This window comes from Cysteiniphilum sp. JM-1 (genome assembly GCF_008711525.1).
In the GTDB taxonomy this organism is placed as follows: Bacteria; Pseudomonadota; Gammaproteobacteria; order Francisellales; family Francisellaceae; genus Caedibacter.
This window is the reverse complement of the sequence record NZ_VXKS01000007.1, coordinates 73,249-100,108: the sequence shown is the minus strand read 5'-3', so window position 1 is coordinate 100,108 and position 26,860 is coordinate 73,249. Positions and strand designations below refer to the sequence as shown.

Annotated in this window: 28 protein-coding genes and 2 tRNA genes; 16 read left to right on the top strand and 14 right to left on the bottom strand. The window is 38.9% G+C overall.

Annotated elements, in window-relative coordinates; translation table 11 throughout:
* The first annotated feature begins 129 nt into the window (after positions 1–129).
* The 9 genes from carA to udk all read left to right on the top strand — a co-directional run bounded on the left by carA (position 130) and on the right by udk (position 6,538).
* Complete coding sequence (gene carA / locus F3D68_RS04870) at positions 130–1,182, top strand: glutamine-hydrolyzing carbamoyl-phosphate synthase small subunit (protein WP_151193327.1); 1,053 nt, start codon at positions 130–132, stop codon at positions 1,180–1,182.
* Between the two features lie 8 nt (positions 1,183–1,190).
* Positions 1,191–1,646, top strand: coding sequence for a dUTP diphosphatase (gene dut, locus F3D68_RS04865; RefSeq protein ID WP_151193326.1), 456 nt, complete (start codon positions 1,191–1,193; stop codon positions 1,644–1,646).
* A 69-nt stretch (positions 1,647–1,715) separates the two neighbouring features.
* Positions 1,716–2,288: a CDP-diacylglycerol--glycerol-3-phosphate 3-phosphatidyltransferase gene (gene pgsA, locus F3D68_RS04860; protein WP_151193325.1), complete on the top strand. Its 573-nt coding sequence runs from the start codon at positions 1,716–1,718 to the stop codon at positions 2,286–2,288.
* A gap of 155 nt (positions 2,289–2,443) precedes the next feature.
* A complete protein-coding gene (infA, locus tag F3D68_RS04855; RefSeq protein ID WP_117003346.1) occupies positions 2,444–2,662 on the top strand; it encodes a translation initiation factor IF-1 in 219 nt (72 codons plus the stop codon).
* 144 nt (positions 2,663–2,806) lie between these two features.
* On the top strand, positions 2,807–3,061 hold the full coding sequence (locus F3D68_RS04850; RefSeq protein WP_151193324.1) for an AbrB/MazE/SpoVT family DNA-binding domain-containing protein: 255 nt from the start codon (positions 2,807–2,809) through the stop codon (positions 3,059–3,061).
* Positions 3,058–3,393: a type II toxin-antitoxin system PemK/MazF family toxin gene (locus tag F3D68_RS04845; protein WP_151193323.1), complete on the top strand. Its 336-nt coding sequence runs from the start codon at positions 3,058–3,060 to the stop codon at positions 3,391–3,393. The genes F3D68_RS04850 and F3D68_RS04845 overlap by 4 nt, the downstream gene beginning before the upstream one ends.
* 211 nt (positions 3,394–3,604) lie before the next feature.
* A complete protein-coding gene (locus F3D68_RS04840; protein ID WP_224728236.1) occupies positions 3,605–4,402 on the top strand; it encodes a sulfite exporter TauE/SafE family protein in 798 nt (265 codons plus the stop codon).
* Between the two features lie 17 nt (positions 4,403–4,419).
* A complete protein-coding gene (locus F3D68_RS04835; RefSeq protein ID WP_151193322.1) occupies positions 4,420–5,802 on the top strand; it encodes an aldehyde dehydrogenase family protein in 1,383 nt (460 codons plus the stop codon).
* Between the two features lie 82 nt (positions 5,803–5,884).
* Entirely contained in the window at positions 5,885–6,538 is a 654-nt protein-coding gene (gene udk, locus F3D68_RS04830) for a uridine kinase (protein WP_117003325.1), read from the top strand.
* Here udk and F3D68_RS04825 read toward each other — a convergent pair.
* Together F3D68_RS04825 and F3D68_RS04820 are read right to left on the bottom strand one after the other, a co-directional pair.
* The gene (locus tag F3D68_RS04825; protein ID WP_151193321.1) at positions 6,529–7,191 is read right to left on the bottom strand and encodes a ComF family protein; all 663 of its coding nucleotides are present in this window, start codon (positions 7,189–7,191) and stop codon (positions 6,529–6,531) included. The genes udk and F3D68_RS04825 overlap by 10 nt on opposite strands.
* A 349-nt stretch (positions 7,192–7,540) precedes the next feature.
* Positions 7,541–8,209: a trimeric intracellular cation channel family protein gene (locus F3D68_RS04820; protein ID WP_151193320.1), complete on the bottom strand. Its 669-nt coding sequence runs from the start codon at positions 8,207–8,209 to the stop codon at positions 7,541–7,543.
* A gap of 157 nt (positions 8,210–8,366) precedes the next feature.
* On the opposite strand from F3D68_RS04820, the gene metG reads away from it, so the two are divergent.
* Entirely contained in the window at positions 8,367–10,400 is a 2,034-nt protein-coding gene (gene metG, locus F3D68_RS04815; protein ID WP_151193319.1) for a methionine--tRNA ligase, read from the top strand.
* 4 nt (positions 10,401–10,404) lie between these two features.
* Here metG and F3D68_RS04810 read toward each other — a convergent pair whose 3' ends face one another.
* From F3D68_RS04810 to yjgA, 4 genes are all read right to left on the bottom strand, one after another.
* Positions 10,405–10,707: a HigA family addiction module antitoxin gene (locus F3D68_RS04810; RefSeq protein ID WP_191092702.1), complete on the bottom strand. Its 303-nt coding sequence runs from the start codon at positions 10,705–10,707 to the stop codon at positions 10,405–10,407.
* Positions 10,708–10,723: 16 nt separating this feature from the next.
* A complete protein-coding gene (locus F3D68_RS04805; RefSeq protein WP_151193317.1) occupies positions 10,724–11,005 on the bottom strand; it encodes a type II toxin-antitoxin system RelE/ParE family toxin in 282 nt (93 codons plus the stop codon).
* Between the two features lie 74 nt (positions 11,006–11,079).
* A complete protein-coding gene (locus F3D68_RS04800) occupies positions 11,080–11,568 on the bottom strand; it encodes a TIGR02281 family clan AA aspartic protease (RefSeq protein ID WP_151193316.1) in 489 nt (162 codons plus the stop codon).
* A 3-nt stretch (positions 11,569–11,571) separates the two neighbouring features.
* On the bottom strand, positions 11,572–12,093 hold the full coding sequence (yjgA, locus tag F3D68_RS04795) for a ribosome biogenesis factor YjgA (RefSeq protein WP_151193315.1): 522 nt from the start codon (positions 12,091–12,093) through the stop codon (positions 11,572–11,574).
* Positions 12,094–12,184: 91 nt separating this feature from the next.
* Here yjgA and glyA point away from each other — a divergent pair, with 91 nt between their 5' ends.
* Complete coding sequence (glyA, locus tag F3D68_RS04790; protein ID WP_151193345.1) at positions 12,185–13,462, top strand: serine hydroxymethyltransferase; 1,278 nt, start codon at positions 12,185–12,187, stop codon at positions 13,460–13,462.
* 116 nt (positions 13,463–13,578) lie between these two features.
* On the opposite strand, the gene F3D68_RS04785 is transcribed toward glyA, so the two are convergent.
* The 7 genes from F3D68_RS04785 to F3D68_RS04755 all read right to left on the bottom strand — a co-directional run bounded on the left by F3D68_RS04785 (position 13,579) and on the right by F3D68_RS04755 (position 20,041).
* Positions 13,579–14,730 (bottom strand): polyamine ABC transporter substrate-binding protein, encoded by a 1,152-nt coding sequence (locus F3D68_RS04785; RefSeq protein WP_151193344.1) that lies wholly within the window; start codon positions 14,728–14,730, stop codon positions 13,579–13,581.
* 209 nt (positions 14,731–14,939) lie between these two features.
* A tRNA-Gly gene (locus tag F3D68_RS04780) sits at positions 14,940–15,014 on the bottom strand.
* 7 nt (positions 15,015–15,021) lie between these two features.
* A tRNA-Arg gene (locus tag F3D68_RS04775) sits at positions 15,022–15,098 on the bottom strand.
* A gap of 147 nt (positions 15,099–15,245) precedes the next feature.
* Positions 15,246–16,526 carry an aspartate aminotransferase family protein gene (locus F3D68_RS04770; RefSeq protein WP_151193314.1) on the bottom strand — a complete coding sequence of 427 codons (1,281 nt, stop codon included), beginning with the start codon at positions 16,524–16,526 and terminating at the stop codon, positions 15,246–15,248.
* An 8-nt stretch (positions 16,527–16,534) separates the two neighbouring features.
* Entirely contained in the window at positions 16,535–17,338 is an 804-nt protein-coding gene (locus F3D68_RS04765; protein WP_151193313.1) for a DUF1338 domain-containing protein, read from the bottom strand.
* 10 nt (positions 17,339–17,348) lie between these two features.
* A complete protein-coding gene (locus F3D68_RS04760; protein WP_318010182.1) occupies positions 17,349–18,839 on the bottom strand; it encodes an aldehyde dehydrogenase family protein in 1,491 nt (496 codons plus the stop codon).
* Positions 18,840–18,880: 41 nt separating this feature from the next.
* Positions 18,881–20,041: a saccharopine dehydrogenase family protein gene (locus tag F3D68_RS04755; RefSeq protein ID WP_151193311.1), complete on the bottom strand. Its 1,161-nt coding sequence runs from the start codon at positions 20,039–20,041 to the stop codon at positions 18,881–18,883.
* 261 nt (positions 20,042–20,302) lie between these two features.
* Between F3D68_RS04755 and F3D68_RS04750 the strand changes: the two genes are divergently transcribed.
* The 5 genes from F3D68_RS04750 to F3D68_RS04730 all read left to right on the top strand — a co-directional run bounded on the left by F3D68_RS04750 (position 20,303) and on the right by F3D68_RS04730 (position 25,370).
* Entirely contained in the window at positions 20,303–22,408 is a 2,106-nt protein-coding gene (locus F3D68_RS04750) for a DNA internalization-related competence protein ComEC/Rec2 (protein ID WP_151193310.1), read from the top strand.
* A 218-nt stretch (positions 22,409–22,626) separates the two neighbouring features.
* Positions 22,627–23,541 carry an acyltransferase gene (locus F3D68_RS04745; protein ID WP_191092701.1) on the top strand — a complete coding sequence of 305 codons (915 nt, stop codon included), beginning with the start codon at positions 22,627–22,629 and terminating at the stop codon, positions 23,539–23,541.
* A gap of 75 nt (positions 23,542–23,616) precedes the next feature.
* Positions 23,617–23,796, top strand: coding sequence for a rubredoxin (locus F3D68_RS04740; RefSeq protein ID WP_117003344.1), 180 nt, complete (start codon positions 23,617–23,619; stop codon positions 23,794–23,796).
* A gap of 197 nt (positions 23,797–23,993) precedes the next feature.
* Positions 23,994–24,704, top strand: coding sequence for a 1-aminocyclopropane-1-carboxylate deaminase (locus F3D68_RS04735; RefSeq protein WP_224728235.1), 711 nt, complete (start codon positions 23,994–23,996; stop codon positions 24,702–24,704).
* 225 nt (positions 24,705–24,929) lie between these two features.
* The gene (locus F3D68_RS04730) at positions 24,930–25,370 is read left to right on the top strand and encodes a prepilin-type N-terminal cleavage/methylation domain-containing protein (protein ID WP_151193307.1); all 441 of its coding nucleotides are present in this window, start codon (positions 24,930–24,932) and stop codon (positions 25,368–25,370) included.
* Between the two features lie 2 nt (positions 25,371–25,372).
* Here the strand turns inward: F3D68_RS04730 and F3D68_RS04725 are convergent, their stop codons facing one another.
* Positions 25,373–26,746 carry an O-antigen ligase family protein gene (locus tag F3D68_RS04725; protein WP_151193306.1) on the bottom strand — a complete coding sequence of 458 codons (1,374 nt, stop codon included), beginning with the start codon at positions 26,744–26,746 and terminating at the stop codon, positions 25,373–25,375.
* Positions 26,747–26,860: the final 114 nt, after the last annotated feature.

Genomic DNA, 26,860 nt, shown 5'->3' with positions numbered 1-26,860 from the left:
AATCTAAAAACTGTTGCACTTTATGTGCAAACTACTAATTCAAAAGAACGAGAAATTCAATGGAATAAATACTGTAAAATGCTTTGTGATATGTATAGAATAGATCAACTTCAATCAAGGTGATTTTTCATGATTCCAGCAAAGCTTGTTTTACAGACCGGGGAAGTATTTGAGGGCAAAGTGCCGACATGGGTTAAAGGCATTAATTACGGAGAGATTGTATTTAATACTGGCATGGTAGGCTATACAGAAGTATTAACTGATCCTTCATATAAAGGGCAGATTGTCTGCTTTACCTATCCGATGATTGGTAACTATGGTGTTGAAAACCAAGCGCATTGGGAGTCCGATCAGATTCATGCCGCGGGTATTATTGTCTCAGAATTGGCACCCTTTTATGCGCGTGTCCAAGGCGAGTCATCATTGCAAGCATGGTGTGAAAAATATAATACACCGATTATTGCTGATATTGACACACGTGCCTTAACTAAAGTTTTGCGCCATCATGGTGTTGTTTCAGGCGCCATTGTCGTAGGTCAAGATCTGCCAAAAAAGTATCCGAATATTAGTGATCTTGATTTAGTTGCTGAAGTAACGATTGATGAACCTGTTGTGCATGGCGCAGGTGACAAAACAGTCATCGTTGTTGACTGTGGTATGAAGGCAAATATTTGGCGTTACCTATGTGAGTATTCTAATTTGACGTTGAAGCGTGTGCCTTATGATTATGATTACACCAAAGAGTCTTATGATGGTGTGTTTATTTCAAATGGACCAGGGGATCCAGCGCGTTGTCAAACGACTGCTAAAGTGTTAAAAGAAGCGATGGATAAAACGCCACAAAAACCAATTTTTGGCATTTGTCTAGGTTCGCAAATTATGGGTATTGCGATTGGTGCTAAAACCTATAAGCTTAAGTTTGGGCATCGCGCGCAGAATCATCCTTGTTTATTAGAAGGAAGTAACCGTAGTTATCTAACTTCGCAAAACCATGGCTTTGCTGTAGATGAATCAACGATGCCTGAGAACTGGGAAGTCTGGTTTAGAAATCTTAACGATAATACCATTCAAGGGATCAAGCATAAAGAGCTGCCATACTCATCGGTGCAGTTCCACCCTGAGGCGGGACCTGGTCCCGTTGATACGGCATGGCTTTTTGATCGATTTGTCGAGCAGCTATAGGTGGTGATATGAGTCAAACAACGATTGAACTAAAGTTATTACGACCAGAAGTATTCTCAGCGATTCCTGAATATGGCACAACAGGCTCTGCAGCGATTGATCTAAGAGCTGCAATTGAGCAAGATATTCAGTTAAGTCCAGGACAGTGTGAGTTGGTGCCAACGGGAATTGCAATTCATATTGCAAATCAAGGACTTGCTGGCATGATTTTGCCGCGATCTGGTTTGGGGCATAAAAAAGGACTGATCTTGGGCAATAGTGTTGGCTTGATTGATTCGGATTATCAAGGTGAACTAATGGTTTCTTGTTGGAACCGATCAAATGATGCCATTACCATTGAGCCATTAATGCGTTTTGCGCAATTGGTAATTGTCCCCGTGGTTCAAGCAAACTTTGTCGCGGTTGAAGAATTTGGTGGTCAAACCAAACGCGGTGTGGGCGGTTTTGGTCATACTGGGGTATAAACAAACTTGTCGCAAGCTAAGTGCTTTGCTACACTGACAACGTCAGCTAAGAAAAGGGTTATAACGAAGATGATCTGGACAGTGCCAAATATATTAACCATGCTACGGATATTGCTAATTCCTTTTTTAGTCGTGGCATTTTATGTTCCTTTTCCGCATCATCATGGCCTTAGTGCCACTTTGTTTTTATTAGCAGCACTAACCGATTGGTTAGATGGATTTCTCGCACGTTACTTTCAGCAGACGACAAAACTTGGTGCCTTCTTAGATCCAGTTGCAGATAAGTTAATGGTCGCAACAGCACTTGGGCTGTTAATTGCACTTTATCCGTATCCATGGGTGGCATTACCTGCGATTATCATCATTTGTCGCGAGATTATTGTGTCAGCATTACGTGAATGGATGGCAGAAATTGGTCAACGCTCAGTGGTTAAGGTATCTTTTGTTGGTAAGGTAAAAACGGCAGCACAAATGGCAGCGATTTTTATCTTATTATTAAAGCCAAAAGATCTAGGTAATATCTGGGTTATTTTAGGGTTTGTATTGTTATATATTGCCGTTATCCTAACGGTTTACTCAATGTGGTTATACTTATCTGCCGCCTATAAGGCAATTAAAGCCAGTGGTGCTATTAAAGACTAGCACTCAGTTGTATGGGCTTAAATCTCGAAAAATTCCAATAGATCAACACTAGGTGTTGAATATTTCTTGAAAATAGTGCATGATTCACACGCTTATTTTATTGGGTGCTTGCAGAAGCGCTAAAAGTTGAAGATATAGAGAGATTTAAACAAGCAATGGCAAAAGAAGATTGTATTGAACTAGAAGGTACGGTAGTTGAGACATTACCAAATACCATGTTTCGCGTTGAGCTTGAAAATGGGCATATTGTTACTGCACATATTTCAGGGAAAATGCGTAAAAACTATATTCGTATTTTGACAGGGGATAAAGTCACTGTTGAAATGACACCTTATGATTTAACTAAAGGTCGTATTAAATTCCGTAATAAATAACTATCGTAGTAGGCTAATGCTCAATCCTGAGAGCTTTTGTTGGGGTATTATAATCATCTTAATGATTAATTAATCGAATTAAGTATTATACTTTTCGCTTTCCGGTGTTATACTTTTGTATAATTTAAAAGCAGGAGTATCCAAATGTCATCACTATCACTTAGACAATCAGGCGGCGCCAATATTGTAAGTATCCCCAAAAAGATACTTCAAATGCTTAATCTTCATACTGGCGATAAACTAGATATTCATGTTGAAGATAGCAAAATCATTTTAACTCCACGAATTGAGGAATTAAGCTTGGAGCAGATGCTTGCTGAAAGTCCAAAAGCAAGTTTTAAACTTTTATCTGAAGACAAAGAATGGATGCACGACAAACCTAAAGGGAAAGAGTTTTGAAAAAATATATTCCAAGTCAAGGCGATATTATCTGGCTTGATTTTGATCCAAGCTCTGGACGCGAAATAATGAAGCGTAGACCTGCGCTAGTGCTAACAAAAGCTGTTTTTAATGAGCATACTGGTTTTGCTTTTGTCGCTCCAATAACAAGCACTGAGCGAGGGAATAGATTTGAAGTAACACTCCCCGATAAGTGCAAAACCAAGGGCAGTGTACTAACCTTTCAAATACGCTCAATGGACTTCACATCACGCAATGCCGAAAAGATAGAAATATGTCCAAAAGCATGCCTTGAGCAGGCCTTAAAAATATCAAAGGTGATCTTGTCATAGATAGAGTGCTGCTTAATCTAATATATAAGCGAACTTAGTGCACAAAGTCGCGCTCAAGATATTTTCAAATTTGATAAAGTCTGTAGAGTTTGTGCGTTAGCTGGAAATTTTTTGGGAATTTAATAAGCTCTTGCTTGTATACAAGCTTATGCCTAAGTAATATTGCTTTTTAAACAAAACATCGCTATCGGTGTTTAATAATGTTAAGAGAGTGTATAAATTGAGTTTGACTTTACTGATTGTACTTATCTGTTTGGTGGCACTTCTGGCTGGATTTGTTTCTGGTGTATTTGGTGGAGGTGCTGGTCTTATTAATGTTCCTGGCTTTTATTTATTGATGCAATATGCTTATCCGACGAACGATCACTTAATGCAAGTTGCGATTGCTTCAGGTGTGAGCTCTAGCGTATTATTAGGTTTTTTTGCCACCTTTAAACAGCATAAATACAAGCAGATTTGCTATCAGACCTTGCGTTGGGCAATGGTGAGTGTGTTGTTGGGTGGTGTTTTGGGTGTGTTTCTCATGACCACGATCAGCAGCAATGATCTAAAGATTATCTTTGCATTGATTGTTATTGTTATGGCGATTTGGATGTGGCGCAAGCTTAAAGTTGTCTTAAAAGTTTGGCAAGCTCCATTAGCATTAAAAGCATTGAGTGCATTTCTAGCAGGTATGTGTACGATGCTCTCAGGTGTATCGGTTTTCTTTGTGCCATTTTTAACAAAATGCGGCTTAGATATCCGCAAAGCAATTGGTACATCAACAGTGGTGACCATGGTGTTATGTTTAGTGATGTCTGGCTTTTTTGTGCTATTTGGTTGGCATGCTGATAATTTGCCACCTTATAGTATTGGCTATTTGAATTTAGTATTCTTCTCCGTTGCCCTGATACCAAGTGTGATTGGTGTTAATGTTGGTGTTAAAGTAACGGCACTTATTTCACATAAGTATTTACAAATTATCTACATTATAATGATGCTAATTGTTGCCATCACCATGCTTGTTTAGAAAAAAAGGAGGACAGTGTGAAAAAGGAATATCAAACGGTTAATCCAAGTAATGCAAAGCTACTTGAGACTTATCCGATGTTAACGTTGCCTGAAATAGATCAAACGATTAAAAAAGTCAAAAATGCACAATTATTATGGCGTGATCGTGCAATTGATCAGCGTATTGAAAGTGTGCAAAAAATCAAAGCATTGTTATTGCAAAACACTGATCAATATGCGCGCTTAATTACAAATGAAATGGGTAAAACACTGAAAGAAAGTATTGCTGAAATTAAGAAGTGTGCTTTTTTATGTGATTATTATGCAGAATATGCAAAGGCAATTTTAAGTCCACAAAAGATTAACTATCAAGGGTTAAATGCTGAGCGTGTTTTCGCGCCATTGGGTGTGATCTATATGATTATGCCGTGGAATTTTCCTTTCTGGCAGGTGTTTCGCGCGGCGATCCCTAATATCTTAATTGGTAATGGTATTGTATTAAAGCATGCCGAGAATGTTATTGGCTCAGCGTGTGCGATTGAAGCGTTGTTTACAGAGGCAATAGCATTACCATTGTTGAAAAATGTCGTCATTGATCTTGCGCATTCTGAGCATATTATTAAGCATTGTGATATTGCTGCGGTAACGCTTACCGGCAGCAATCGTGCAGGTAGTGTTGTTGCTAAACAAGCCGGAGAGGTTTGTAAAAAAACTGTATTGGAGCTTGGTGGATCCGATGCATATATTATTCGCAAAGATATTAACGTTGAGGAAGTTGCTAAAGAAATAGTTAATGTCAGAATGCTTAACAGTGGGCAGGTGTGTATTTCACCGAAACGATTGATTGTTGATAAATCTATTAAAGTAGCATTTGAACAAGCGGTACTTAATGCAGTTAACGAGATTGCTGTTGGAGATCCATTAGCAGAGAATACGACCATGGGACCTATGGCTAGAGCTGATTTGCGTGATAATTTACATCGTCAGATTGAAGAAAGTATTGCTCAAGGTGCGAAATTATTAACCGGTGGATATTTCTTGGAAACAGATAATGCAAAGGGTTTCTATTATGCGCCAACGGTATTAACGGATGTCATGCCATCGATGTTGGCATTTCAGGAGGAGTTATTTGGTCCGGTCATTGCAATTAGCTATGCAGACAATGATGAAGAAGCAATTGAGCTTGCAAATAACTCTAAGTATGGCTTAGGTAGTGCGATTTTTACCCAAGATATTGAGTATGCCAAAGAAGTAGCAGAGAAGCGTATTGAAGCAGGTATGTGCTTTATTAATCAATGTGTTGCTTCGCATCCGGCATTACCATTTGGTGGTATCAAACAATCAGGTTATGGTCGAGAGTGTTCACAAGAAGCATTACGCGAGCTTGCTAACATCAAAACCGTATTAATCGGATCATGAGCTCAATAACAATCAGAAAATTTTGCTGCTTTTTTTAGAAAAGTCGCTAGAATGTCACAAACTCATCAAATCATGTACTCGGATGCAAAGTAATAAAAGTATTGTCATCATTGGTGTTGTCGGCGGTTCTGGTTCTGGAAAAAGTTTATTATCTAATACAATTGTTGAGGAGCTTGAGGATTTAGAATCCGCAAGAGTGACGGTATTATCTGAGGATCATTACTATCGTGATAATAGCCACTTATCAAAAACACAGTTAGACAAGTTAAATTATGATCATCCAGATGCCTTTGAGCACACTTTATTAAAAGAGCATTTAGAGTCACTCATTGCCGGTCAAAATATTGAAGTGCCATTGTATGATTATGCAACACATAGTCGTGTGAAAGGTCAGACTCTGCCGATTAGCGCGCAGACGAGCATTTTGATTCTAGAAGGGATTATGCTGTTTACTGATGAGAATATACGAAAGCTTATGGATATTAAAATTTTCATGGATACGCCGATGGATGTATCCTTTATCCGTCGTTTGGTGCGTGATCAAAAGGAACGCGGTAGAACAGTCGATAGCGTGGTGACACAATATTTAGAAACAGTGCGCCCGATGTTTTTACAGTTTATTGAGCCTTCTAAACGCTATGCTGATATCATCGTGCCGCATGGTGGTAAGAATAAAATTGCGATTGACGTGATTCGTTCAAAAGTCCGTGAATTATTAAGACATAATCACGCATGACAAAGTGTTAATACACTTATTTTCTCAATATGATTTTCTGAAAAGTTTTGAATGCATGCGATAAGCGCCTTGAGGGTTGCCCCTGTCGTATAGACATCATCAATAATTAAAAGGTGCTTTGCTGTGATCGCACGCTTTTGCTTAAAGACATTATGCATTTGGCGTTGTCGCTGTTCATAGCTTGATTTGGCTTGGGGTTTAGTATATTTGTGGCGCTTTATCGAATGTAGATCAACCGTGCAATAAACTGAAGCTAAATGTCCCGCTAAAATTTCTGCTTGATTAAAGCCACGCACAAGAAAGCGCAAACGATGGCTGGGTAGAGGCAAGATATAATCAACATCAGCAAGTGAATGTAAACGTTTAAAGCTTGTTGCAAGATATAGTCCTAGTGCATTACCCGCAATATGATTGTTTTGATATTTAAATAAAAAGAGCAGTCTGCGTGTTAAACCTTCAAAATGATTCAATGCATAGAAAATAATAGGTTGCCCGTTAATTATTAATTGTTGGCGCTTACTGGCATGCGCTTCTTTGGTGAGTGCCTCTTGACAGTTATTGCAAAGCCCGTTGTCTGTTATTTGCTGGCAAATAATGCACTGGCTAAAAAAGGCAATAGTTTTGAGCTTTTGTGCATAATCACGCAAATACATTTACTCCTCCAATCAGTTTGATGAGCTTTGATATAACCTACTCCTCAGTTAAGCAGATTTCTGGGAATATGCATTCTTGTTGATCGTGTATCAAAAATGATACTGCTGAATACTTTGATGAAACATCTATTTTGCAAAGATAAGTGTAAAATTCAATCAATTTAGCAGGTGGTGATAAATATTTAATCGCTAAGAAATAATGACATAACCAGTCAAGGAGAATAACAATGAGCATATCAAACACGGCAAATACTTCAAAATGGGCAAAATTTGCAGAAGGTTATAAAAAATTCTGTGATCACCAGACTGATATGGCGCGTAAACGCATGGGCGTGTAGCTTTAGTTGGATTAAGAAAAGTATTTAACTTTAGGCAAGTGCCAATTTTTGTAAATGGCGCATAATCTTAGGCTAAAACCAATAGCAATAATAATCAGTGCACTAATAAGATTGTCCACTTTAAAATACAATGTTAATGCGTGGAGTATGCCAACCAATGCTGCAACAAGGGCATAGAGCTCTGCTTGGAAAACAAGGGGGACATCGTTGCATAATACATCGCGCAGTACGCCGCCAGATACTCCGGTGATAATCGCCATTAATACGGCAATGATAAAGCTGCCAAAAATCATAAAATGGTCATTGTTTACCGCGTGCTGTGCAACACTATAGCCAATGTCACTGCCCAAATAAGCAAAAGTAACAAGCCCCAATGCATCAACAATTAAGAAAAATTTATGGCGCTTAACAATGTGACGCGCGATAAAAATAGCCAAGATAGAAGCGATAAAAGTCACCAGAATATACTCAGGATACATTACCCAAGTCAAAGGGTAGTAACCTAATAGCACATCACGCACGGTACCACCACCTAGTGCGGTAATGGTTGCAATGGTGACAATCCCAAAAATATCCATGTTTTTTTTTCCGGCTGAGATTGTGCCAGACATGCTTTCAGCGGTGATCCCGATCACATAAAGGATTTGAAAGACGATTACTTTGTCAACAAGGAAGTACATTATTTGCTAAAGAGTTGTTTATACTTAAATTGGTTTGCCATAATAAACCTAGATAATAAATAGGCAAAGCTTTTTTTAAATGCAAGAGAACAGCTCTATAAAACATTACGCAAGTGGTATATAATCACCAGCACTTTCAGTATTCTATACAATTAATATGAGAAATATTCTAGTTACTAATGCATTGCCATATGCCAATGGTCATTTGCATTTGGGGCATATGCTTGGTTATATTCAATCAGATATTTGGGTGAGATTCCAAAAAATGCGTGGTAATCAGTGCCACTTTGTCTGCGGTAGTGACACACATGGTACGCCAATTATGCTTAAAGCAAAAAAAGAAGGGATTAAACCTGAAAAATTAGTTGAGCAAATGTCGCAAGCACATCGCGATGATTTTATTGATTTTGAGGTTGAATTTGATAACTATCATTCCACACATCATCCATTAAATCAGGAAATTGTTGAAGATATTTATTTAAAGCTTAAAGCAAATGACCTGATTAGTACGCGTGAAATTGCGCAAGCTTATGATCCAAAGGCTGAGATGTTTTTGCCGGATCGTTTTGTCAAAGGAACGTGTCCCAAGTGTAAAGCAGAGGATCAATATGGTGATAGTTGTGAAGTCTGTGGCGCAACCTATTCGCCAACGGATTTGATTAATCCCAAGTCTGTGGTTAGTGGTGAAACACCGATTCAAAAAAACAGTGAGCATTTCTTCTTTAAGATCAGTCAGTTAAGCGAAGATATTCAAAAATGGATGAAGCACAACAAGGCATTGCAACCTGAAGTGCAGAATAAACTCAAAGAATGGTTTGAGTCAGGCTTGCAAGATTGGGATATATCACGCGATGCACCATATTTTGGGTTCCCAATTCCGGGCACGGATAATAAGAAATTTTTCTATGTATGGCTTGATGCGCCAATGGGATATATTGCAAGCTTTAAAGATTTATGCAATCGCGCAGGCATTGACTTTGACGCCTACTGGAATCAAGACAGCAAAGCGGAGCTTTATCACTTTATAGGTAAGGACATTATTTATTTCCATGCGCTTTTTTGGCCGGCAATTCTAAATGCTGTAGATTATCGAACGCCTACTGGTGTTTTTGCTAACGGATTTTTAACGGTCAATGGCAAAAAAATGTCAAAATCACGTGGCACGTTTATCGCAGCCAGAACCTATTTGAATCACTTAAAAGCAGATTATTTGCGCTATTATTTTGCCAGTAAATTAACCCCCAGAATCGATGATATCGATTTGAATTTAGAAGACTTTGTGCAAAAGGTGAACTCAGATGTCGTAGGTAAAGTCGTTAATATTGCTAGCCGTTGCGCGGGCTTTATTAATAAGCGCTTTGATGGCATGTTATCTGAGCATATTCATGATCAGGAGCTGATTGAGCGCTTTCATGTAGCACATGAAGAGATCACGACACTTTTTGAAAAACGTGATTTTGCACAAGCATTACGTGTAATTATGCAGCTTGCTGATCAGGCGAATCAATATGTTGATGCCTATAAACCATGGCAGTTGATTAAAGAAGAAGGGCAAGAGCAAACTGTGCATGAAGTGTGCAGTTTGGCGATTAATCTCTTTAAAATCATTATTGGTTATTTGAAGCCAGTAATGCCAGAGTTAGTGTTGAAAGCCGAGCACTTTCTAAACATCAATCAATTGCAATGGGCGGAAATTCCCAACGTGTTATTGGGGCATAAGATTAATGCCTTTAAACCATTAATTGCACGCGTTGAGCCAGAAAAGGTTGAATTAATTATTGAGGAAACAAAAAAGATGCAGTCAGAAGCCGAACAAGTAATAGAAGTCGCACCTGAGACTGAAGTGAAAAATAGTTTAAATATCGCCAATGAAATCAAAATTGATGATTTCTTCAAAGTGGATTTGCGTGTCGCGCAAATTATTGAAGCGGAGCATGTTGAGGGTTCTGATAAACTATTGCGTTTAAAGCTTGATTTAGGGCAAGAACAAAGACAAGTATTCTCAGGCATAAAAGCTGCGTATAATCCAGAGAATCTAGTGGGTAAATACACGGTAATGGTGGCAAACTTAGCACCACGCAAAATGCGTTTTGGACTATCAGAAGGAATGGTATTATGCGCCGGTGATGGTGATTCTTTATATCTACTAGAGCCCGATCAAGGAGCAATTCCCGGAATGCGTATTAGCTAAGTTTCTAAATATGCTGATTAAATGCTGGTTGGTAAGGTGTGAGTTCCAAGCTTTCCAGTTTTTTAGTCGCTTTTTGACTATCATATGATGCCTGTATTTTTAACATTAGTGCTGAGCTGATGTTAAAGACTTTCTCAATGCGTGCCGCTAGATCCGGTGTAAGGCTTGCTTTGCCATTAACCACTCGGGATAACGCAACGCGAGTAATGCCTAGCATGTCTGCTACTTTTGAGATATTGAGGTCTTTGTCTTCATCAATCACAAGACTTTTAAATACAAGACCAGGGTGTTGTGTATGTTTGCTCATTTTCATGCTCCACGTTTTAGTGATAGTCTCTGTAGTCAACGATATAAACATCGCCATCTACTAACTCAAATGTTAAGCGCCAATTGCCATTAACATCTAAGGCCCATGGTCTTGTTTTGCCATGGAGTTGGTGAGGTCTTAATCGATAAAACAAAGTTATAATTTCTTGCTCATTACTGATATGATCCAAAGCAGTTAACAGGCTAAGTAGTTTATCTGCATGTTTGGGTTGAATGCCTTTTGTAGTACCTTTTTCCCAAAGTTGTTTTAAGCCTTTGTGCTTGAATGACTTTATCATAATCGGCAAGTTTTATTTGTATATTGAAAGTATACGAAATAAACAAGGAATGTAAATGGTTGCTATACGATTTGTTAAATTTTTTGCTTTAAAATCAGTGTGTTGTTCTTTTGAATCATCTCAAGTTGTTTTAATGCACTCATACCTAAAAGAATGAAATCATCATCTGTTTGAGGATTGATGCTAGCGCGAACATTGCTCAATGTGATATTGCCAATACGTAATTGATCAATTGATGTTTGATAAACGGTGATATTGCCATTAGCAGTACTGACGCTATAGCCCAAGCCTTTTTTTAACCCAATTTGCTTGGCAATGTGCTCGGGAATGGAGACGGAACTCGCACCTGTGTCGACCAAAAATTTGACTCTGACGCCATTAATAAAGCCAAAGCTGACATAGTGATGATTATAAGCATTTAAAATAACCGTTTTTTCAAGCGCGTTTTGTTGTGATGTCGGTGTTAGGTTTACTTTTTCTTCATGTTGCAGATAAGAATGTGCAAGATAGGTGATAAGAATAAAGATGACGATCCAAAAGGCATAGATAAAGCGCTTTTGCATTGTTTAACCTAGGGTTTCTTTTAGTAGTTGAAAAATCTGGCGATAGGATTTACCTGGGTTTTGTTGAGATACTTCTTTGTGATGATTACGAATCAACTGGCGTAATTGCTGAGTGTCAGTATGCGGGTGATCATTCATTAGCTTATCAAGAGCTGCTTTCATCGTATGCTCATTCACAAGTGCATCACGCAATTGCTCTAAACGATGAATCTTAGCAATTTCAACCTGGTTTTTTTGTGTGTAACCATCGTAAGTGGCATAAGCTTCGCTAAGATCAGCGTTGCGCATCAATTTACCAATGTATTGCAACTGACGTTTCAGTGCGATACGTTGCATTGATTTTGCTTTGATGATCTCATCAATAATTTTCTCATCTAGTGGCATTTTTTTGATGCGATCTTCACTTAGTTCAGTTAATTTCTTACCGAAGTCGGTAATATCATGCGCTTCTTTTTTTATTTTTGTGCGACTTTTTTCTTCAGTAAAATCATCACTGTTGTGATCTTGGTAATATTCTTCAGTCATTGCCGTTTTTCAATAGGATTTTGTGATAATGATGTGTAGAATGATACACCAAATTCCTAAGTTATATAACCTTATATTGGAGGATACATCGATGTTTGATCGCCACGTTACCGTTGCCCAATTTGATCCGGAATTATTTCAAGCCATTGAAAATGAAAATAAGCGTCAACAAGAGCATATTGAACTGATTGCTTCAGAAAATTACGCAAGTCCCGCAGTGATGGAAGCGCAAGGATCACAACTTACCAATAAATATGCCGAGGGCTATGCTGGTAAGCGTTATTATGGCGGTTGTGAATATGTCGATGTTGCTGAGGAGTTGGCCGTTAATCGCTTAAAAGAGCTATTTGCTGCGGATTATGCTAATGTGCAGCCGCATTCTGGTTCACAAGCCAATGCTGCCGTTTATTTTGCGCTTCTGCAACCAGGGGATACCGTGCTTGGCATGTCTTTAGCGCATGGTGGACATTTAACACATGGTGCTAAGGTCAGTTTCTCAGGGAAATTATTCAATGCGATTCAATATGGTTTAGATCCACAAACCGGTGATATTGATTATGCAGAGGTGGCGCGTTTAGCGAAAGAGCATAAACCAAAGATGATTATCGCCGGATTCTCTGCATTTTCAGGTATTGTTGACTGGGTGCGCTTTAGAGAAATCGCCGATGAAGTGGGCGCTTATTTGATGGTTGATATGGCGCATGTTGCAGGTTTAATTGCTGCAGGTGTTTATCCAAATCCTGTTCCTTTTGCTGATGTGGTAACAAGTACAACACACAAGACATTGCGTGGACCACGTGGCGGGATTATTTTAGCTAAATCAAATCCAGAGCTTGAGAAAAAATTCCAATCAATTGTTTTCCCAGGCACGCAAGGTGGACCATTGATGCATGTCATTGCTGCCAAAGCAGTTGCCTTTAAAGAAGCATTGCAACCTGAGTTTAAGTTTTATCAGCAACAAGTTGTGAAAAATGCTAAAAAAATGGCAGAAGTATTAATGTCGCGTGGTGTGGATGTTGTCTCAAAGGGTACCGAAAACCATTTGATTTTAATTGATCTAATCAGTAAAGATATTACAGGTAAAGATGTAGAAGCCGCTTTGGGTCGCGCAAATATCACCGTTAACAAAAACTCAGTGCCGAATGATCCACGTTCTCCTTTTGTCACCAGTGGCTTACGCATTGGCACGCCGGCCATTACCACGCGTGGTTTCAAAGAAGAGGAGTGTGCGCAAATCGCACATTGGATGTGTGACATTATCGATGATCTTGGCAATGAAGCAAAAGAGCAGGAAATCAAACAAAAAGTTGTAGCACTTTGTGCTAAATTCCCTGTTTATTCAGAAGACAAAGCAACTGAATTTGCGTAGCTAAGTACCAATGCAAATATTATCAGGTATTTTTTGGATTCTCGGATCAAGTCCGAGAATGACCACGAATCGTCATATTCGGGCTTGACCCGAATATCCATTATTACCAAAAACTATTATTTAGGTACTTTTTTCTGCTCAGGATGATAATACTTTGGGGTAAAGTTAATCCCATATTTTACATACATCCACATTTTAGAGACAAAGGCTTGTAGCTCAGGTGGATGGATACTTAATACATACATTTTTTTAATCATGGCTTCTGTTGGATTGACGTTGGGGTCTTTGAATAAATCATTCAAATATTGACTGTTATCAACAACACCATTGGGTTGGTAAATATAATTGCTATTCATTGCTGCAACATAAGGATCCATATTAAAGTTCAAAAAAGCATAGGCAGCATCAAGATTTTTGGCACCCTTAGGGATCATCAGCATATCAAACCAGATATTCGTTCCTTCTGCGGGTAATACGTATTTTAAGATTTGATCGGGATTAATGTCTTTAGCGCGCTCAACTGAACGGACAACGTCACCCGAGTAGCCCATAACGACGCATAAATTACCGGCAGTAAAGTCATTTTGATATTTGTTGCTGTCAAAGTATTTGATATAAGGGCGCACATTTTTTATTAAATACAGCGCTGCTTTTTCATAAGCTGCCTTATCGGTAGTATTAGGATCAATGCCAGCATAGTAAAAATAGTTACCAAATACCTGCTCGGGTTGGTCAAGCATTGAAACACCACACTTGGATAGGGTTTTAAGATAGGTGGGATCAAATAAATATTTCCAGCTATTTGGTATAACAGGGTGATCAAAGACTTTGGCGACTTCTTTGACGTTATAGGCAATGCCTGTTGTGCCATAGGTATAGACAACAGCATAATTATTACCTGGATCATTAATCTCAGAAATTTTGTCATAAATGGCTTTATTGCGATGTGCCCAGTTGGGCAATTTGCTTTTATCAAGCTGAATGAGCGCATGTGATTTGATTTCACTGGGTAGGTAAAGTGCACCTTGTTCAATAACATCAAATCCAGAAGCACCAGTCATGACCTTGGCGCGCGTCATATTATCATCGGTAGTATAGCTTAAACGCACACGGGTATTAGAAAGCTTGCTAAAGCAGGGAATAAGATCCGGTGACATATAATCTGCCCAATTTGTAAAATTAAGCGTTTGTTTGGTTTTAAATGGGGTGATGGGTGAGCTTAATAATTTTTCACTACATTGGAAATCAGCCGCAGACACTAAGCCCATACAGCCAATAGATAACGTAACAATATATGAAGTCTTTTTAAGTTTCGTCGATAACATAACAAAGCCCGCAAAGTTATAAAATTAAAATATTGGGCTATTGTAGCGATAAGTGGCAGCACTTGATAGAACTTATTATCTGTTAAGCTGTTGAATGAAAATATTTAGCAACTAAGTGATTTCAGTGATACTAATTAGGAAGCTAATCTGATTGGAGCGGGAAACGAGGTTCGAACTCGCGACCCCAACCTTGGCAAGGTTGTGCTCTACCACTGAGCTATTCCCGCTTGAATATGGCGCACCCGGAAGGATTCGAACCTCCGACCGCCTGGTTCGTAGCCAGGTACTCTATCCAGCTGAGCTACGGGTGCGTATTGAGTTTTCAACTGTTTCGTGAAAACGAGGTGCATGATAGTGCTTTGGGGCACCCCTGTCAATGTCAAAGTAAAGATAAATTAAAAATATTTGGCTTTTTTTGCTTTGAAATTAACAGCTGTTTTATTGTTGATCATTGCTGTTTAAACTTGCGCCACTAAACGCAGTTCATTCAGCACTTTGCTCATAATACTAAGTGCCTGAGATAGTTCATGCTCTCTAATGTTCAAAGGACATAACAGGCGTAAAACATGCTTATGACTGCCTGAGCTTAATAAAATCAATCCATGATGTAATGACTGATCAATAAAGTGCTTTAGCATCTTTGGGTTGGGTTGATTATTATGATCAATAAATTCAATACCAATCATCGCACCAAGCCCTCTGATATCACCAATAAAGTCACAGGTTTTCTTATGCTCATTGAAAAAGTCACGTAATACTTGACCAAGATGCATAGCTTGATCAGCAAGATTTTCTTCTTTAAATATTTCAAGAGAAGCAAGTGCTGCAGCACAAGCAATAGGATTGCCTGAATTAGTACCTCCCAAGGATGCTGTGGGCATGTCTTTGAGCAGGGATTTTTTGATGGTTAGTGCACTTAATGGCAAACCAGAAGCCAGTGATTTACCCATGATCATAATATCAGGTGCACAATGATAATGCTCCATCGCAAAAAACTTGCCGCTGCGACAAAAGCCACTTTGGATTTCATCAGCAATCATCACAATGCCATGCTCATTGCAAAGGTGGCGCAAATATTGCATAGCTTCAATACTTGCCGGAATAAAGCCACCTTCGCCAAGCTCAGGCTCGATAATAATCGCAGCAATATCCTCTAACGCAACCTGATTCGCGATTAAATCATTAATTAATGATTTAAAGTGATTAAGATCACAATGCATGCCAGGGTAGGGCAGGCGATAAATGTTATTAAAAAGCTCACCAAAACCCTGTTTATAAGGCTTGACTTTAGCAGTTAAAGACATGCTCATAAAGGTTCGACCATGGAAAGCGCCATCAAAGCAAAGTACGGCTTGGCGTTTTGTGGAGAAGCGCGCAACTTTAATGGCATTCTCAACTGCTTCAGCACCACTATTGCAAAGCATTGTCTGCTTTGCAAAGTCACCAGGCGTTAAGGTATTTAAGGCTTCTGCAAGCTTTAAGTAAGGCGCATGAATCATCACATGAAAGCATGGCTGGATAAATTCATGTGTCTGCTTGGTGATCGCTTCAACCACTTTGGGATGATTGTGCCCGATGTTCATGGCACCAATACCTGCGGCAAAGTCGACATAGGTTTTACCATTAACATCAGTTAAGGTTGCACCTTGTGCCTTTTTAACGCATAGCTTGGTATTATTACCAAGCGACTGAGGAACCTCGCTCTCACGTAGTTGCCATAATGATTCGTTATTCATCATGTCCTCGATTATGCGTTAACGTTAGTGCTTTCAAAAATTTTATCCGCAGACGCTGCCACAAATCCTTGATAAAGCTTACCTGTGTGATCTCGGTAGCGTTTAGCAAATTCATAATAGCAGCATGGAATTTCTTTGGTGCCTTCAGTAAATTCCACTTTAATCATGCCTGATTTAGTACTTGATTGTTCAAGCAAATCGCGTGGTGTGCCTTTGACTTCACCGCCTGAGCTATTTAAATCAAATCCGTGTTTTTTAAGGAAAGTATTGACTTCATGGACTTCATCAAATTGATCTAATGCATTAATGAAAACGGTAAAGTGATTCGCTCTAAACCCAAAGACATAGAACCATGCCGCATATTCGGATTCAGCTAATAGCTTTTGGTAAACTTCATGACTTGGTTTGCCCCAAGAATTGCCAGATAGTAATAATTTTTGAGGATGATCAAGCAAAGCTTGAGGGATTTTGTCAATGCATTCTTTAATGGTTTTTTGTGCAAATGGACTTAATTGTTCAAGTAACAACTGGCTGATGAAAATTTTAGGCTGTGATGTGTCGCTATATTCATAATGCTTAGCATAAAGTTTCTTAGCTTCAAAATGATAATCACCATTTTCAAAATAGCCTTCAGCAATAAAAGGTTTAGCTAATACATCAAGATTAATGCGCGGGTCATTAATCGTGCGTAGTGCAATATGGTCATTAATCACTTGTGCATTATGATCACAAAAAAGATCATAAATTTTTTGCACATGTGGGTTTGTGTCAACGTACTGTTGCCATAAGTCTTCTAAAATGATGATATGTGACATAGTTATTCTCCTACTCTGTAAGTGAAAATTTGATTCCTTGCGCAAGAGGTAACTCCTTGCTCCAATTCATAGTAACGGTTTGGCGACGCATGTAGGCTTTCCATGCGTCAGATCCAGCTTCACGCCCGCCACCGGTGTGTTTCTCGCCACCAAAAGCGCCACCAATTTCAGCACCTGATGTACCAATATTGACATTAGCGATACCACAATCACTGCCGGCATATGATAAAAATTGCTCAGAATGGTCAATACGTTGCGTGAAAATGGCAGATGATAAGCCATGATCCACTTGATTATTGATTTTAATTGCATGTTCAATATCATCAAATGGCATCACAAACAAGATCGGGCAGAAGTTTTCTTGATTAACAATATCCCAGTCAGGTTTAGCTTCTATGACTGTCGGCTCGACATAGTTGCCTGGCTTATTGATTACATTGCCACCAAAAAGAACATTGCCGCCCAACTCTTTAGCGCGAGCAACTGCTTTTTGATAAATCCCAACAAGATTTTGATCAATCAAAGGGCCCATAAGGTTGTTAGTATCTAGTGGATCACCAACAGTGATTTGCTTGTAAGCATTTTGTAGGCGTTTAATAACATCTTGATAGATGTTTTTGTGCACCAATAAACGACGTAGTGAAGTGCAGCGTTGACCCGCTGTGCCAACTGCACCAAAGACAACGGCAGGAATTGCTAATTTTAAATCAGCAGACTCATCAATAATTGCGGCATTATTACCACCTAATTCAAGCAGTGATTTACCAAAGCGCTTGGCAACACGTGCACCAACCTCGCGTCCCACGGCAGTAGAGCCGGTGAAAGACATAAGGGCTATGCGCTCATCAGCAACCAGTGCTTTAGAAACATCAACACTTTTTGAAACTACGGATGTGAAGACATTCGGGAAGTTATGTGCTTTGGTCACGCGATCACAAATCTCTTGAATCGCTAAGGCACAAAGTGGTGTTTTTGGTGAGGGATTCCAAACAACTGTATTACCACAAATCGCGGCAATAAAGGCATTCCATGACCAAACAGCAACAGGGAAGTTGTATGCTGAGATCACACCAACAACACCAAGCGGGTGCCATTGTTCAAACATGCGATGATCTGGACGCTCTGAATGCATTGATTTGCCATAAAGCATGCGCGCTTGACCAACGGCAAAATCAGCCATATCGATCATCTCTTGTACTTCGCCATCACCTTCTTGTTTGGATTTACCCATTTCAAGGGATACAAGACTTCCTAATTGATCTTTATGCTTTCTTAGCTCTTCACCAATTAAACGCACGAGTTCAGCGCGTTGTGGCGCTGGGATCTTACGCCATTTTGTAAATGCATTTTGCGCTTCACTAATCGTTTGCTGTAAATGTGAAACACCTAAGCTTGGCACCTTAGCCAATAGTTCATTATTGGCAGGGTTGAAGCTTTCAATATATTCGCCGGTGTTGTGCTTGGCAGCATATTGGCTTAGTTGTTCTGTGTAGCTTGTCATGCAAGTCATTGTATTATGTTCTCCAATTTTGTTTATTACATTTAGATATATTCTCTTTTGCTTGGATTAGTACCAAGCTCAGGCTTTGGGTTGTCAGGGCAGTTATCTAAAAAATTATAGCGATAATAATGCCCAAAGCGATTATCCATCATTTGCGCTAAGGTAATATCTTCTTGCTTAGCAAAACCTGCTTTAAAATGCGCTTGTTTTAATGCAAGATCAATGGTGACACATAAACCACAGGCTGTTGTTAGTTGCAATGCACTCCACTTTTGTCCAAAGGCTTCTTGTGAGTGGTATTTCTTGGCAAAATGACGCTCACTATAAACGCCATTAATTGTGCCTTCAACAGAAACATAGACCAAGACGACATCGTCTTCAACGCGCGGAATGGCATTGTTGAATATCTCGCATAAAAGCTCTTGTTTATTCTTAAGCTTAAGGTCATTAATTAAGAAGCGTAATTTCTCACAGTGTCCTGGGTAACGCACACTTTTGTAGTTGATATTACGTACTTTGCCTTTGTAAGTATCTTTGAGTGAACCGATACCACCTGAGGTATTAAATGCTTCATACGTTAGTCCATCAATTTTAATTGTCTCAAGATCATCAAGTGGCTCGATCGTGACATTTTTGAAATCTTCAATAGCTTCACATGGCTTGACATATTCATTGATCAAGCCTTCAGTTGACCAAGTCAGTGCATATTGCAGTGGGTGGCTGATATTAACAGGTAACGCACCTACACGCATTTTGACCGTTTCAGCTTCATCAAAAAGCTTAACAAGATCATTAGTAACAACACTGATAAAGCCAGGTGCTAAACCGCATTGTGGCGCGAAAACTTTGTCGCTATTTTGCGAAAGTGTCTCAACATATTTTGTTGTTTCAACATCTTCAGTTAGATCAAAATAATTGGTATCACAAGCTTTCGCCATTTCAGCTACTTTTTTGGTTAAAAAGTAAGGAAGAGCTGCGGCTAATGCCGTGATATTGTGCTCTTTGATATACGCTTTAACATTATCTTCCTTCATAATGTCCAATACGCAGTGCGTTAGGTTATGCGCATGCTTACCAAGGGTTAAAGGCTTTCTATCGGCTTGAATATCAGCAATATGCACATGATAATCACCGCTTGATGCAAGCATAGCACCTGTAAGTAAACCTACTCTACCACTACCAAATATAAGTATATTGATCATTAGAATCCTCCTTTTGCTTTGTATTTACGTTGCTTACCTTGAGTTTAAAGATAGGCTGCTTTAATGTTTTTTGGTTAATAAATTTCATTTAAGCGCATCCGTTTCGCCGAAATAGTTATTAATGATACCTAAATGATGGAGTTATTTTACATATTGATAGTATTGTTGCAATCAAAATCCAGCAGAATTTTATAAGCTTTTTTCGTAAAAGCGCCTTATCTTCACTATGCTAAGAGCAGTGTTTGTTATTTGAACTTTTTTATGCATAGACGTTTGGGTTTTTGTTTGGTCATTATGTTGCTATTGCTTATCACAATGCATGGGCTTTGGGTGCTTTATGGCTATGCTAAGAAATATCCTGAGAATCAATTAAATAAGAAAATCATGATTGAGGGTGTTGTTGCTAGTTTGATTGATCGTGATAAAGCGGTCAGTAAATTTCTGTTTGCAACAAAGGATGGTTTGATTCGCTTGAGTGTTTATCCAAATAAAAACCTAAAACCATGGCAGTTAACGCCCGGTTCGCGTTGGCGCTTACATGTTAAATTACAAATGGCAAAAGGCTTTAGCAATCCGGGTGTTTTTAACTATGCCAATTGGCTTAAACGTCAGCAAGTTAAGGCAGTCGGTTATGTGAGCACAACTGAAAAAGCACAATTTCGCGGGATCGATTATCGCTATTTTGTTGAGCGCTTGCGTTATCGGATTGAACGCATATTGCAAAAAACCATTAAAAATACACAATCAAGAGCATTGGCTAGTGCATTATTAATTGGCAATAAAAATGAGCTTACGCTTGAAGATAAGCGCCTTTTTCAGCAAACAGGCACATCGCACTTGATTGCGATCTCAGGGCTTCATATCGGCATGATTGCATTATTTGCTTTTTGTTTATTACGCGTTTTATGGTCTTGCTCAGTGCGCTTATGCCAGTGGTTGCCAGCGCAAAAGGCAGGATTGATTGCCGCTGTTATCAGTGCCTTTGGTTATAGTTTATTAGCCGGTTTTGCAATCCCTACGGAACGCGCTTTTATTATGGTGCTTGTTTTTTCTGTTGGGCTTTTTATCAATCGCAAGATCAATAGCTTTTATTTATTGCTTGTGGCGGGTGTTATTATTATCTTGTGGCAGCCTTTGTCGTTATTTGAACCAGGATTTTGGCTATCATTTATGGCAGTTTTCTTTTTAATTATAATTAATCGCAGCTTATTATCAATTGCTAAGTTTAAGCGGTATCTTTTGATTCAATTATTATTAATGATTCTGTTAATTCCACTGACTATTTTCTGGTTTCAAGGTTTTAGTATGGTTGGCGTTATTGCCAATTTGGTTGCAATTCCATGGGTGAGCTTTTTAGTGGTGCCAAGCTTGTTTATTAATCTGCTGTTATCATTATTTGGCATAAATCTTTGGTTTATCAGTGCGTATTTGATTCAATTTTTGGTGCTATGGCTTAATTTTCTGCCTATTGATATGTTGTTCTTTTATTGGCATAGCATCTCAATGTTAGCGGTGATTAGTGCAGTTATTGGCTTAACGTTGCTGCTTTTCCCTTTACCATGGTATTTACGTGTGTTAAGTATTGCACTCTTTCTGCCAATTTTTCAAAAAGCGCGCTTATCTTCAGATGTGGCGTTTAAAATGACCGTTCTTGATGTTGGGCAAGGTCTGGCAATTGTGATCCAAACGCCAGAAACGGTCGTTGTCTATGATACCGCGGGAAGTGACGGCAAAAAGTTTATCGTTGCTGAGCAAACGCTTATCCCTTATCTTAAACATCAAGGTATTCATCATATCGATACACTCATTATCAGTCACAAAGATAAAGATCACAGTGGTGGCTTGGAGCATGTGCTTAATGAATTTACGGTAACGAATATATTCAGTAATGAAAAAATCAGTGCGGTGAATTCAGAAATTTGTCACGAGGGTTTACAGTGGCAAGTTCATGGTGTGAGTTTTCAATTTCTGACTGCTAATCATCTTAAGGGTAACAATGGCTCTTGCGTGTTAAAGGTGAGTTTTAATGATCAATCCGTTTTGTTAACGGGCGATATTTACAAAACAGCTGAGCGTTATCTACTTAATAATCAGCGCACATTACTGCCATCAACGATTTTGCTTGCACCGCACCATGGCAGCTCAAGTTCGTCATCTAAAGACTTTATTGAAGCGGTGAGCCCAAGATACGTGATTTTTAGCAGTGGCAAGCATGATGGCTTTAAGCATCCGCATAGTGAAGTGGTGCAAAATTATCAAGCTGCAGGTATAAAAATATTAAATACCGCACAAAATGGTGCAATCACGGCTATATTTAAAGATAATGGCGAGTTGGTGATAGAAACAAATAAAACTGAAGAAGAGTAAATAAGTGGAGTTGCGCATTTTTTAAAAAACTATGATTTAGAAACACCCCGTCAGTCTGCGACTGCCACCCCTCTTGTAAAGAGGGGAATTGGGCAATGGTGATTTTATATTCCCCTCTTAGTAAAGAGAGGGGTGCCGAACTTGTCAGGCGGGGTGTTGAAATAGAAAAATGTGGGGCTCCAGGTAAAAAAACTAAAAGAAAAAATTGGAGAGCAGGTGTGAAAAGAATATGGCATATTGCAGTTGGGGTTGTGCTGTTGCTATTGTTGATTATTAATACGATTATTTTTGGCGCACCGGTGATTATATTGTCATTGTTGAAATTAATTCCGCAAAAGGCTTGGCAAAATACGGTGGGGAAAATGTTAATGTTCTTAGCAACGTCGTGGATGACAATTAATAACAAAGTGAGTTTATGTCTTTTGCCGACAAAATATATTGTCAGTGGTTATCAGGACTTTAGTATGTGTCGCTCGTATTTGATTTTAAGCAATCATCAAAGCTGGCTTGATATCGTCGTATTGCAGCAGGTGTTTTTAAATAAAATCCCCTTTGCCAAGTTCTTTATGAAAAAAGAGCTTATCTATGTGCCAATCATTGGTATTGCCTGTTGGGCGTTGGATTTTCCGTTAATGAAACGTTATTCAAAACACTATCTTAAAAAGCACCCTGAGAAAAAAGGTAAAGATTTGCTTGAGACAAGACGCGCTTGTCAACGCTTTAAAAATCGCCATGTATCAGTTGTTAATTTTGTTGAAGGGACGCGTTTCACCCCGCAAAAACATCTCAAAGGCGGCAAGCAATTTAAGCATTTATTACAACCCAAAGCCGGAGGTGTCGCACTTGCCTTAGATGTCTTAGGTGATAAGATCAAAGGGGTTTTAAATGTGACGATTGTTTATCCTGAAAATTTCCCGAGTTTCTGGGATTTTCTATGTGGCGTTATTAATGAAGTGCATATTCATATTGAATTGATTGAGCCAGAGGATATTCCGTATCAAGGTTATTACCAAGATGATGCTGCAAAGACGCGCTTTCAAGCGTGGATTAATGCGCTGTGGCAGCAAAATGATGTCATGATGAATAAAATATTAGAAGATAAATCACTTAACATTAACAACACAAAACAGTAAGATGTGCGCCATAATTTGGACGAACCCACTGTTACAGGTGTCAGAATGTTAATTAGTAAGCCAAAGAGTCAAGAGATGTCAGAATTAGAATACAAAAGATATATGTGTGTGGTATGTGGTTGGATTTACGACGAGGCAGAAGGCTGGCCAGAAGATGGTATCCATCCTGGCACCAAGTGGGAAGATATTCCGGATGACTTTGAATGCCCTGATTGTGGCGTCGGTAAAGAAGACTTTGAGATGATGGAGATCTAATTATCATCCATTTCAAAAAGCCAATCTTCGAGGAAGTCGAGGTTGATGGCTTAGCATTTATTATAAAACGCGATGACTTAATTCATCCGCTGTTCTCAGGCAATAAGGCTTATAAGCTTTATTGGCTTATCAAGCATATCAAGCATAATCCACACATCAACAAAATCGTATCTTTTGGCGGTGCGCAATCCAATTATATGCTGGCATTAGCACAATTTTGCGCTTTGCATAAACTGTCCTTTGATTATTGGTTAAAATCATTGCCCAAAACACTGAAAAATATGCCCTTTGGTAATTATAAAGAGGCATTATCACTTGGGATGACAGCACATTGTACTGATCAAGCATTAACTTTAGCAAATATCAAAAGTCATTATAAAGAAGATTCAGATACCTTGTTTTTAGCACAAGGTGGTGCAGATGCTCGTGCTGAAGAAGGCTTAAAACTCTGTGCCATGGAAATTAATGATTATCTTACATCACGCAATATAAGCCAAACAAGTCAAGCGAGTATTGTTATTGCTTCTGGTACGGGAGTGAGTGCCTTGTATTTACAACAGCATATCGATCAGGCTTATCAAGTGTATACCGTGGCTTGCGTTGGTGATAAGGATTATTTATATGATCAAATGAATGCATTGTCTCAAGGAAAATGGCGTTTACCAACAATACTATCACCTTTAAAGAAGTATCACTTCGGCGTTTGCTATCCTGAGCATTTGGCAATGTATTATAAGCTTAAAGAACAAACGGGCATTGAGTTTGACTTGTTGTATGACCCATTAACGTGGCGGGTAATGCTTGAGTCTTATCATGAATTACCTCAACCCATTATCTATCTGCACTGTGGAGGTGTTAGTGGTAATGAGAGTATGCTTAAACGTTATTATCGATTATCTGTGCGATAATTAGGCTGTTGTTGTTAATGGCTTATGGCTAATCTCGCACATTAGATGAGCTTATTTCGTTTTTTACTAAATTAAGCTTAAAAAAAACTATTTTTTTCGATAACGTACTTGCGCAAAAAGAAACTGTGAGCTAGCTTTCTAATACAAAAAGCTCAAGCGCTTATTGTGCCCCCAACCAACATGAAAAACATGAAATAATAAACATAAATAAAGAGGAGAATAACAATGGATATTAAGCAAATTAGAAAAATGAGAAAGCAAAAAGGTTTCTCGTTAATTGAATTATTGATTGTAATTGCAATTATTGCGATTTTAACCGCGATTGCGATTCCGATGTATACCAGTTATACCGAGCGTGCGAAAACAGCGGAAGCATATTCGTTTATTGGCTCAGATAAGACGTATGTGGCTGAGCAGATTAACTCTAAAGGGATTACGAGCGGTACTATTTCAGGGCTAGCAACAACCGGTGGTACCAAGACGGGTAAATATGGTGGAGTTGTTTCAAATGCAGCAGGTGTTATTACCTACAAATTTACTGGAGCAGCAGGTACTTTAAGTGGTAATACAGTATTCTTTACCCCGTCAGTCGGAAGTGCGGGTGTAACTTGGGCATGCTCTTCAACAGGGACAAGCTTTAGTGCTGACCCTTGTGATGGTATCTAACTTTAAATAGCCGTCTGATATAAAAACGGTAATGTAAACAATAAAGTAATCAACATAAAACAAAGTGCCATCAATACTAGATGGCATTTTTTTTGCATGCTTCTTTTAGATTCTTGATTTTTTTTCATAAACTGTGGCATAAAGGATAGTAATAGTCCCATGGCAAAGACTAAGCTAAATTGACTTAATTGTAATTTGAAGAGATTACTGACCAATGCATGGGTCATCCCTGCCAGCACACTAGCAAAGGCAATAAAATATAAAGCCGATTGCTTGTGCTTGTGCATATATTCACACGCGCGGCGAAAAGCACGTAAACCAACCAGTAGAAAGCACATCAGTCCGATAACGCCCCACTGACAGGCAATGGTTAAGATGATATTATGCGGATAGTCTCTTAGATAGTACAGCGCGTTTAACTCACCAACGCCAAGAAGAGGGTAGTGTGCGGCTAATGCCAGTGATTTCGCCCATAAGCTCCAGCGATCTTGATTGGCAAGAAAGTCACGATCCAATAAGTAGCTGCCGCCTACGATTTGATGAATGAGATAAAATACAATTGCACCGATAATAAAAGCAAAGATTTGCCAGCCAAGAAAACGTATCAATATTTTATGGTTTAAAACACCAAGAACAATCGTGATAACAATGTACTCGAGAATTAAAGCGCGTGAGCTATGTGCGATAATAACAAACCAAAGAGACGCCATGGCAATTAAGCTTAATACTTTAAATCCACGACTATAATTATGACTTAATAACGGTAAGCATAAAATTGGCAAAAACCAAGTAGCAAAGTGATCGAAAAAACGTGGATTAGCAAAGTTAAATTGACGCAAGAAAAACTCAGGAAAGTTAAACTGTGCAATTTTCGGTGGGAAATAAAAGTGTGCCAGTAACACATTGAGTATCAGCACAAATAAGTAGCTAATAGCGCAAATAATCACAGCGCCAATAAGCCAACGAACATGATCAGGGAATTGACTAAAGTAATGCGCTAAGAATAGCACGCTAAGTAGCAGTGTGATATCGATCGATATGCCTTTAAAAGCAGTCGCTGGATGAAACGCCAAGCTTGCTGAGATAATACCAATGCAAAAGAATAAGATGATCAGACTTTTAATCCAAGTGGAAAGTGCATGAAATGTGGCTAAAATACCATTTCGTGCATCACGACTCGCGGTAAATAAAATTAAAATCACAATCCAACAAAAAAGTGCGGTAATCCCACGCCACACATAGAGCATTAATGTGTTTTCCATTGAGATTTTCATCATACCAATCGGACTCCAAAAGACCAGAATGAGTCCAATAAGCATCACGCCATAGATAAAATGCTCAGTGTTGTTGGATGAAAGAAGCTTTTTGTTTAGCATATTGCAATTTCCTGTCGTATGTTCCTACTTGTTTTTACCTATCTTATAAGCGTAAGTCGACGCCTTTGTAAGCTAAGCTTTCTAATAATAATGAGTTAGTGTCTTTCCCCTTGT

Excerpts from the sequence above, each read along its gene's own strand:
- F3D68_RS04805 (WP_151193317.1), bottom strand. The coding sequence starts at position 11,005 with ATGATAAAGTCATTCAAGCACAAAGGCTTAAAACAACTTTGGGAAAAA.
- F3D68_RS04730 (WP_151193307.1), top strand. The coding sequence starts at position 24,930 with ATGGATATTAAGCAAATTAGAAAAATGAGAAAGCAAAAAGGTTTCTCG.
- F3D68_RS04785 (WP_151193344.1), bottom strand. The coding sequence starts at position 14,730 with ATGGGCTTAGTGTCTGCGGCTGATTTCCAATGTAGTGAAAAATTATTA.
- F3D68_RS04850 (WP_151193324.1), top strand. The coding sequence starts at position 2,807 with ATGTCATCACTATCACTTAGACAATCAGGCGGCGCCAATATTGTAAGT.
- F3D68_RS04755 (WP_151193311.1), bottom strand. The coding sequence starts at position 20,041 with ATGATCAATATACTTATATTTGGTAGTGGTAGAGTAGGTTTACTTACA.
- F3D68_RS04740 (WP_117003344.1), top strand. The coding sequence starts at position 23,617 with ATGTCAGAATTAGAATACAAAAGATATATGTGTGTGGTATGTGGTTGG.
- F3D68_RS04725 (WP_151193306.1), bottom strand. The coding sequence starts at position 26,746 with ATGCTAAACAAAAAGCTTCTTTCATCCAACAACACTGAGCATTTTATC.
- F3D68_RS04825 (WP_151193321.1), bottom strand. The coding sequence starts at position 7,191 with ATGTATTTGCGTGATTATGCACAAAAGCTCAAAACTATTGCCTTTTTT.
- glyA (WP_151193345.1), top strand. The coding sequence starts at position 12,185 with ATGTTTGATCGCCACGTTACCGTTGCCCAATTTGATCCGGAATTATTT.
- F3D68_RS04760 (WP_318010182.1), bottom strand. The coding sequence starts at position 18,839 with ATGACAAGCTACACAGAACAACTAAGCCAATATGCTGCCAAGCACAAC.
- yjgA (WP_151193315.1), bottom strand. The coding sequence starts at position 12,093 with ATGACTGAAGAATATTACCAAGATCACAACAGTGATGATTTTACTGAA.
- udk (WP_117003325.1), top strand. The coding sequence starts at position 5,885 with ATGCAAAGTAATAAAAGTATTGTCATCATTGGTGTTGTCGGCGGTTCT.
- F3D68_RS04765 (WP_151193313.1), bottom strand. The coding sequence starts at position 17,338 with ATGTCACATATCATCATTTTAGAAGACTTATGGCAACAGTACGTTGAC.
- F3D68_RS04800 (WP_151193316.1), bottom strand. The coding sequence starts at position 11,568 with ATGCAAAAGCGCTTTATCTATGCCTTTTGGATCGTCATCTTTATTCTT.
- F3D68_RS04820 (WP_151193320.1), bottom strand. The coding sequence starts at position 8,209 with ATGTACTTCCTTGTTGACAAAGTAATCGTCTTTCAAATCCTTTATGTG.
- infA (WP_117003346.1), top strand. The coding sequence starts at position 2,444 with ATGGCAAAAGAAGATTGTATTGAACTAGAAGGTACGGTAGTTGAGACA.
- dut (WP_151193326.1), top strand. The coding sequence starts at position 1,191 with ATGAGTCAAACAACGATTGAACTAAAGTTATTACGACCAGAAGTATTC.
- F3D68_RS04810 (WP_191092702.1), bottom strand. The coding sequence starts at position 10,707 with ATGAGCAAACATACACAACACCCTGGTCTTGTATTTAAAAGTCTTGTG.
- F3D68_RS04750 (WP_151193310.1), top strand. The coding sequence starts at position 20,303 with ATGCATAGACGTTTGGGTTTTTGTTTGGTCATTATGTTGCTATTGCTT.
- F3D68_RS04770 (WP_151193314.1), bottom strand. The coding sequence starts at position 16,526 with ATGATGAATAACGAATCATTATGGCAACTACGTGAGAGCGAGGTTCCT.
- pgsA (WP_151193325.1), top strand. The coding sequence starts at position 1,716 with ATGATCTGGACAGTGCCAAATATATTAACCATGCTACGGATATTGCTA.
- carA (WP_151193327.1), top strand. The coding sequence starts at position 130 with ATGATTCCAGCAAAGCTTGTTTTACAGACCGGGGAAGTATTTGAGGGC.
- metG (WP_151193319.1), top strand. The coding sequence starts at position 8,367 with ATGAGAAATATTCTAGTTACTAATGCATTGCCATATGCCAATGGTCAT.
- F3D68_RS04735 (WP_224728235.1), top strand. The coding sequence starts at position 23,994 with ATGCTGGCATTAGCACAATTTTGCGCTTTGCATAAACTGTCCTTTGAT.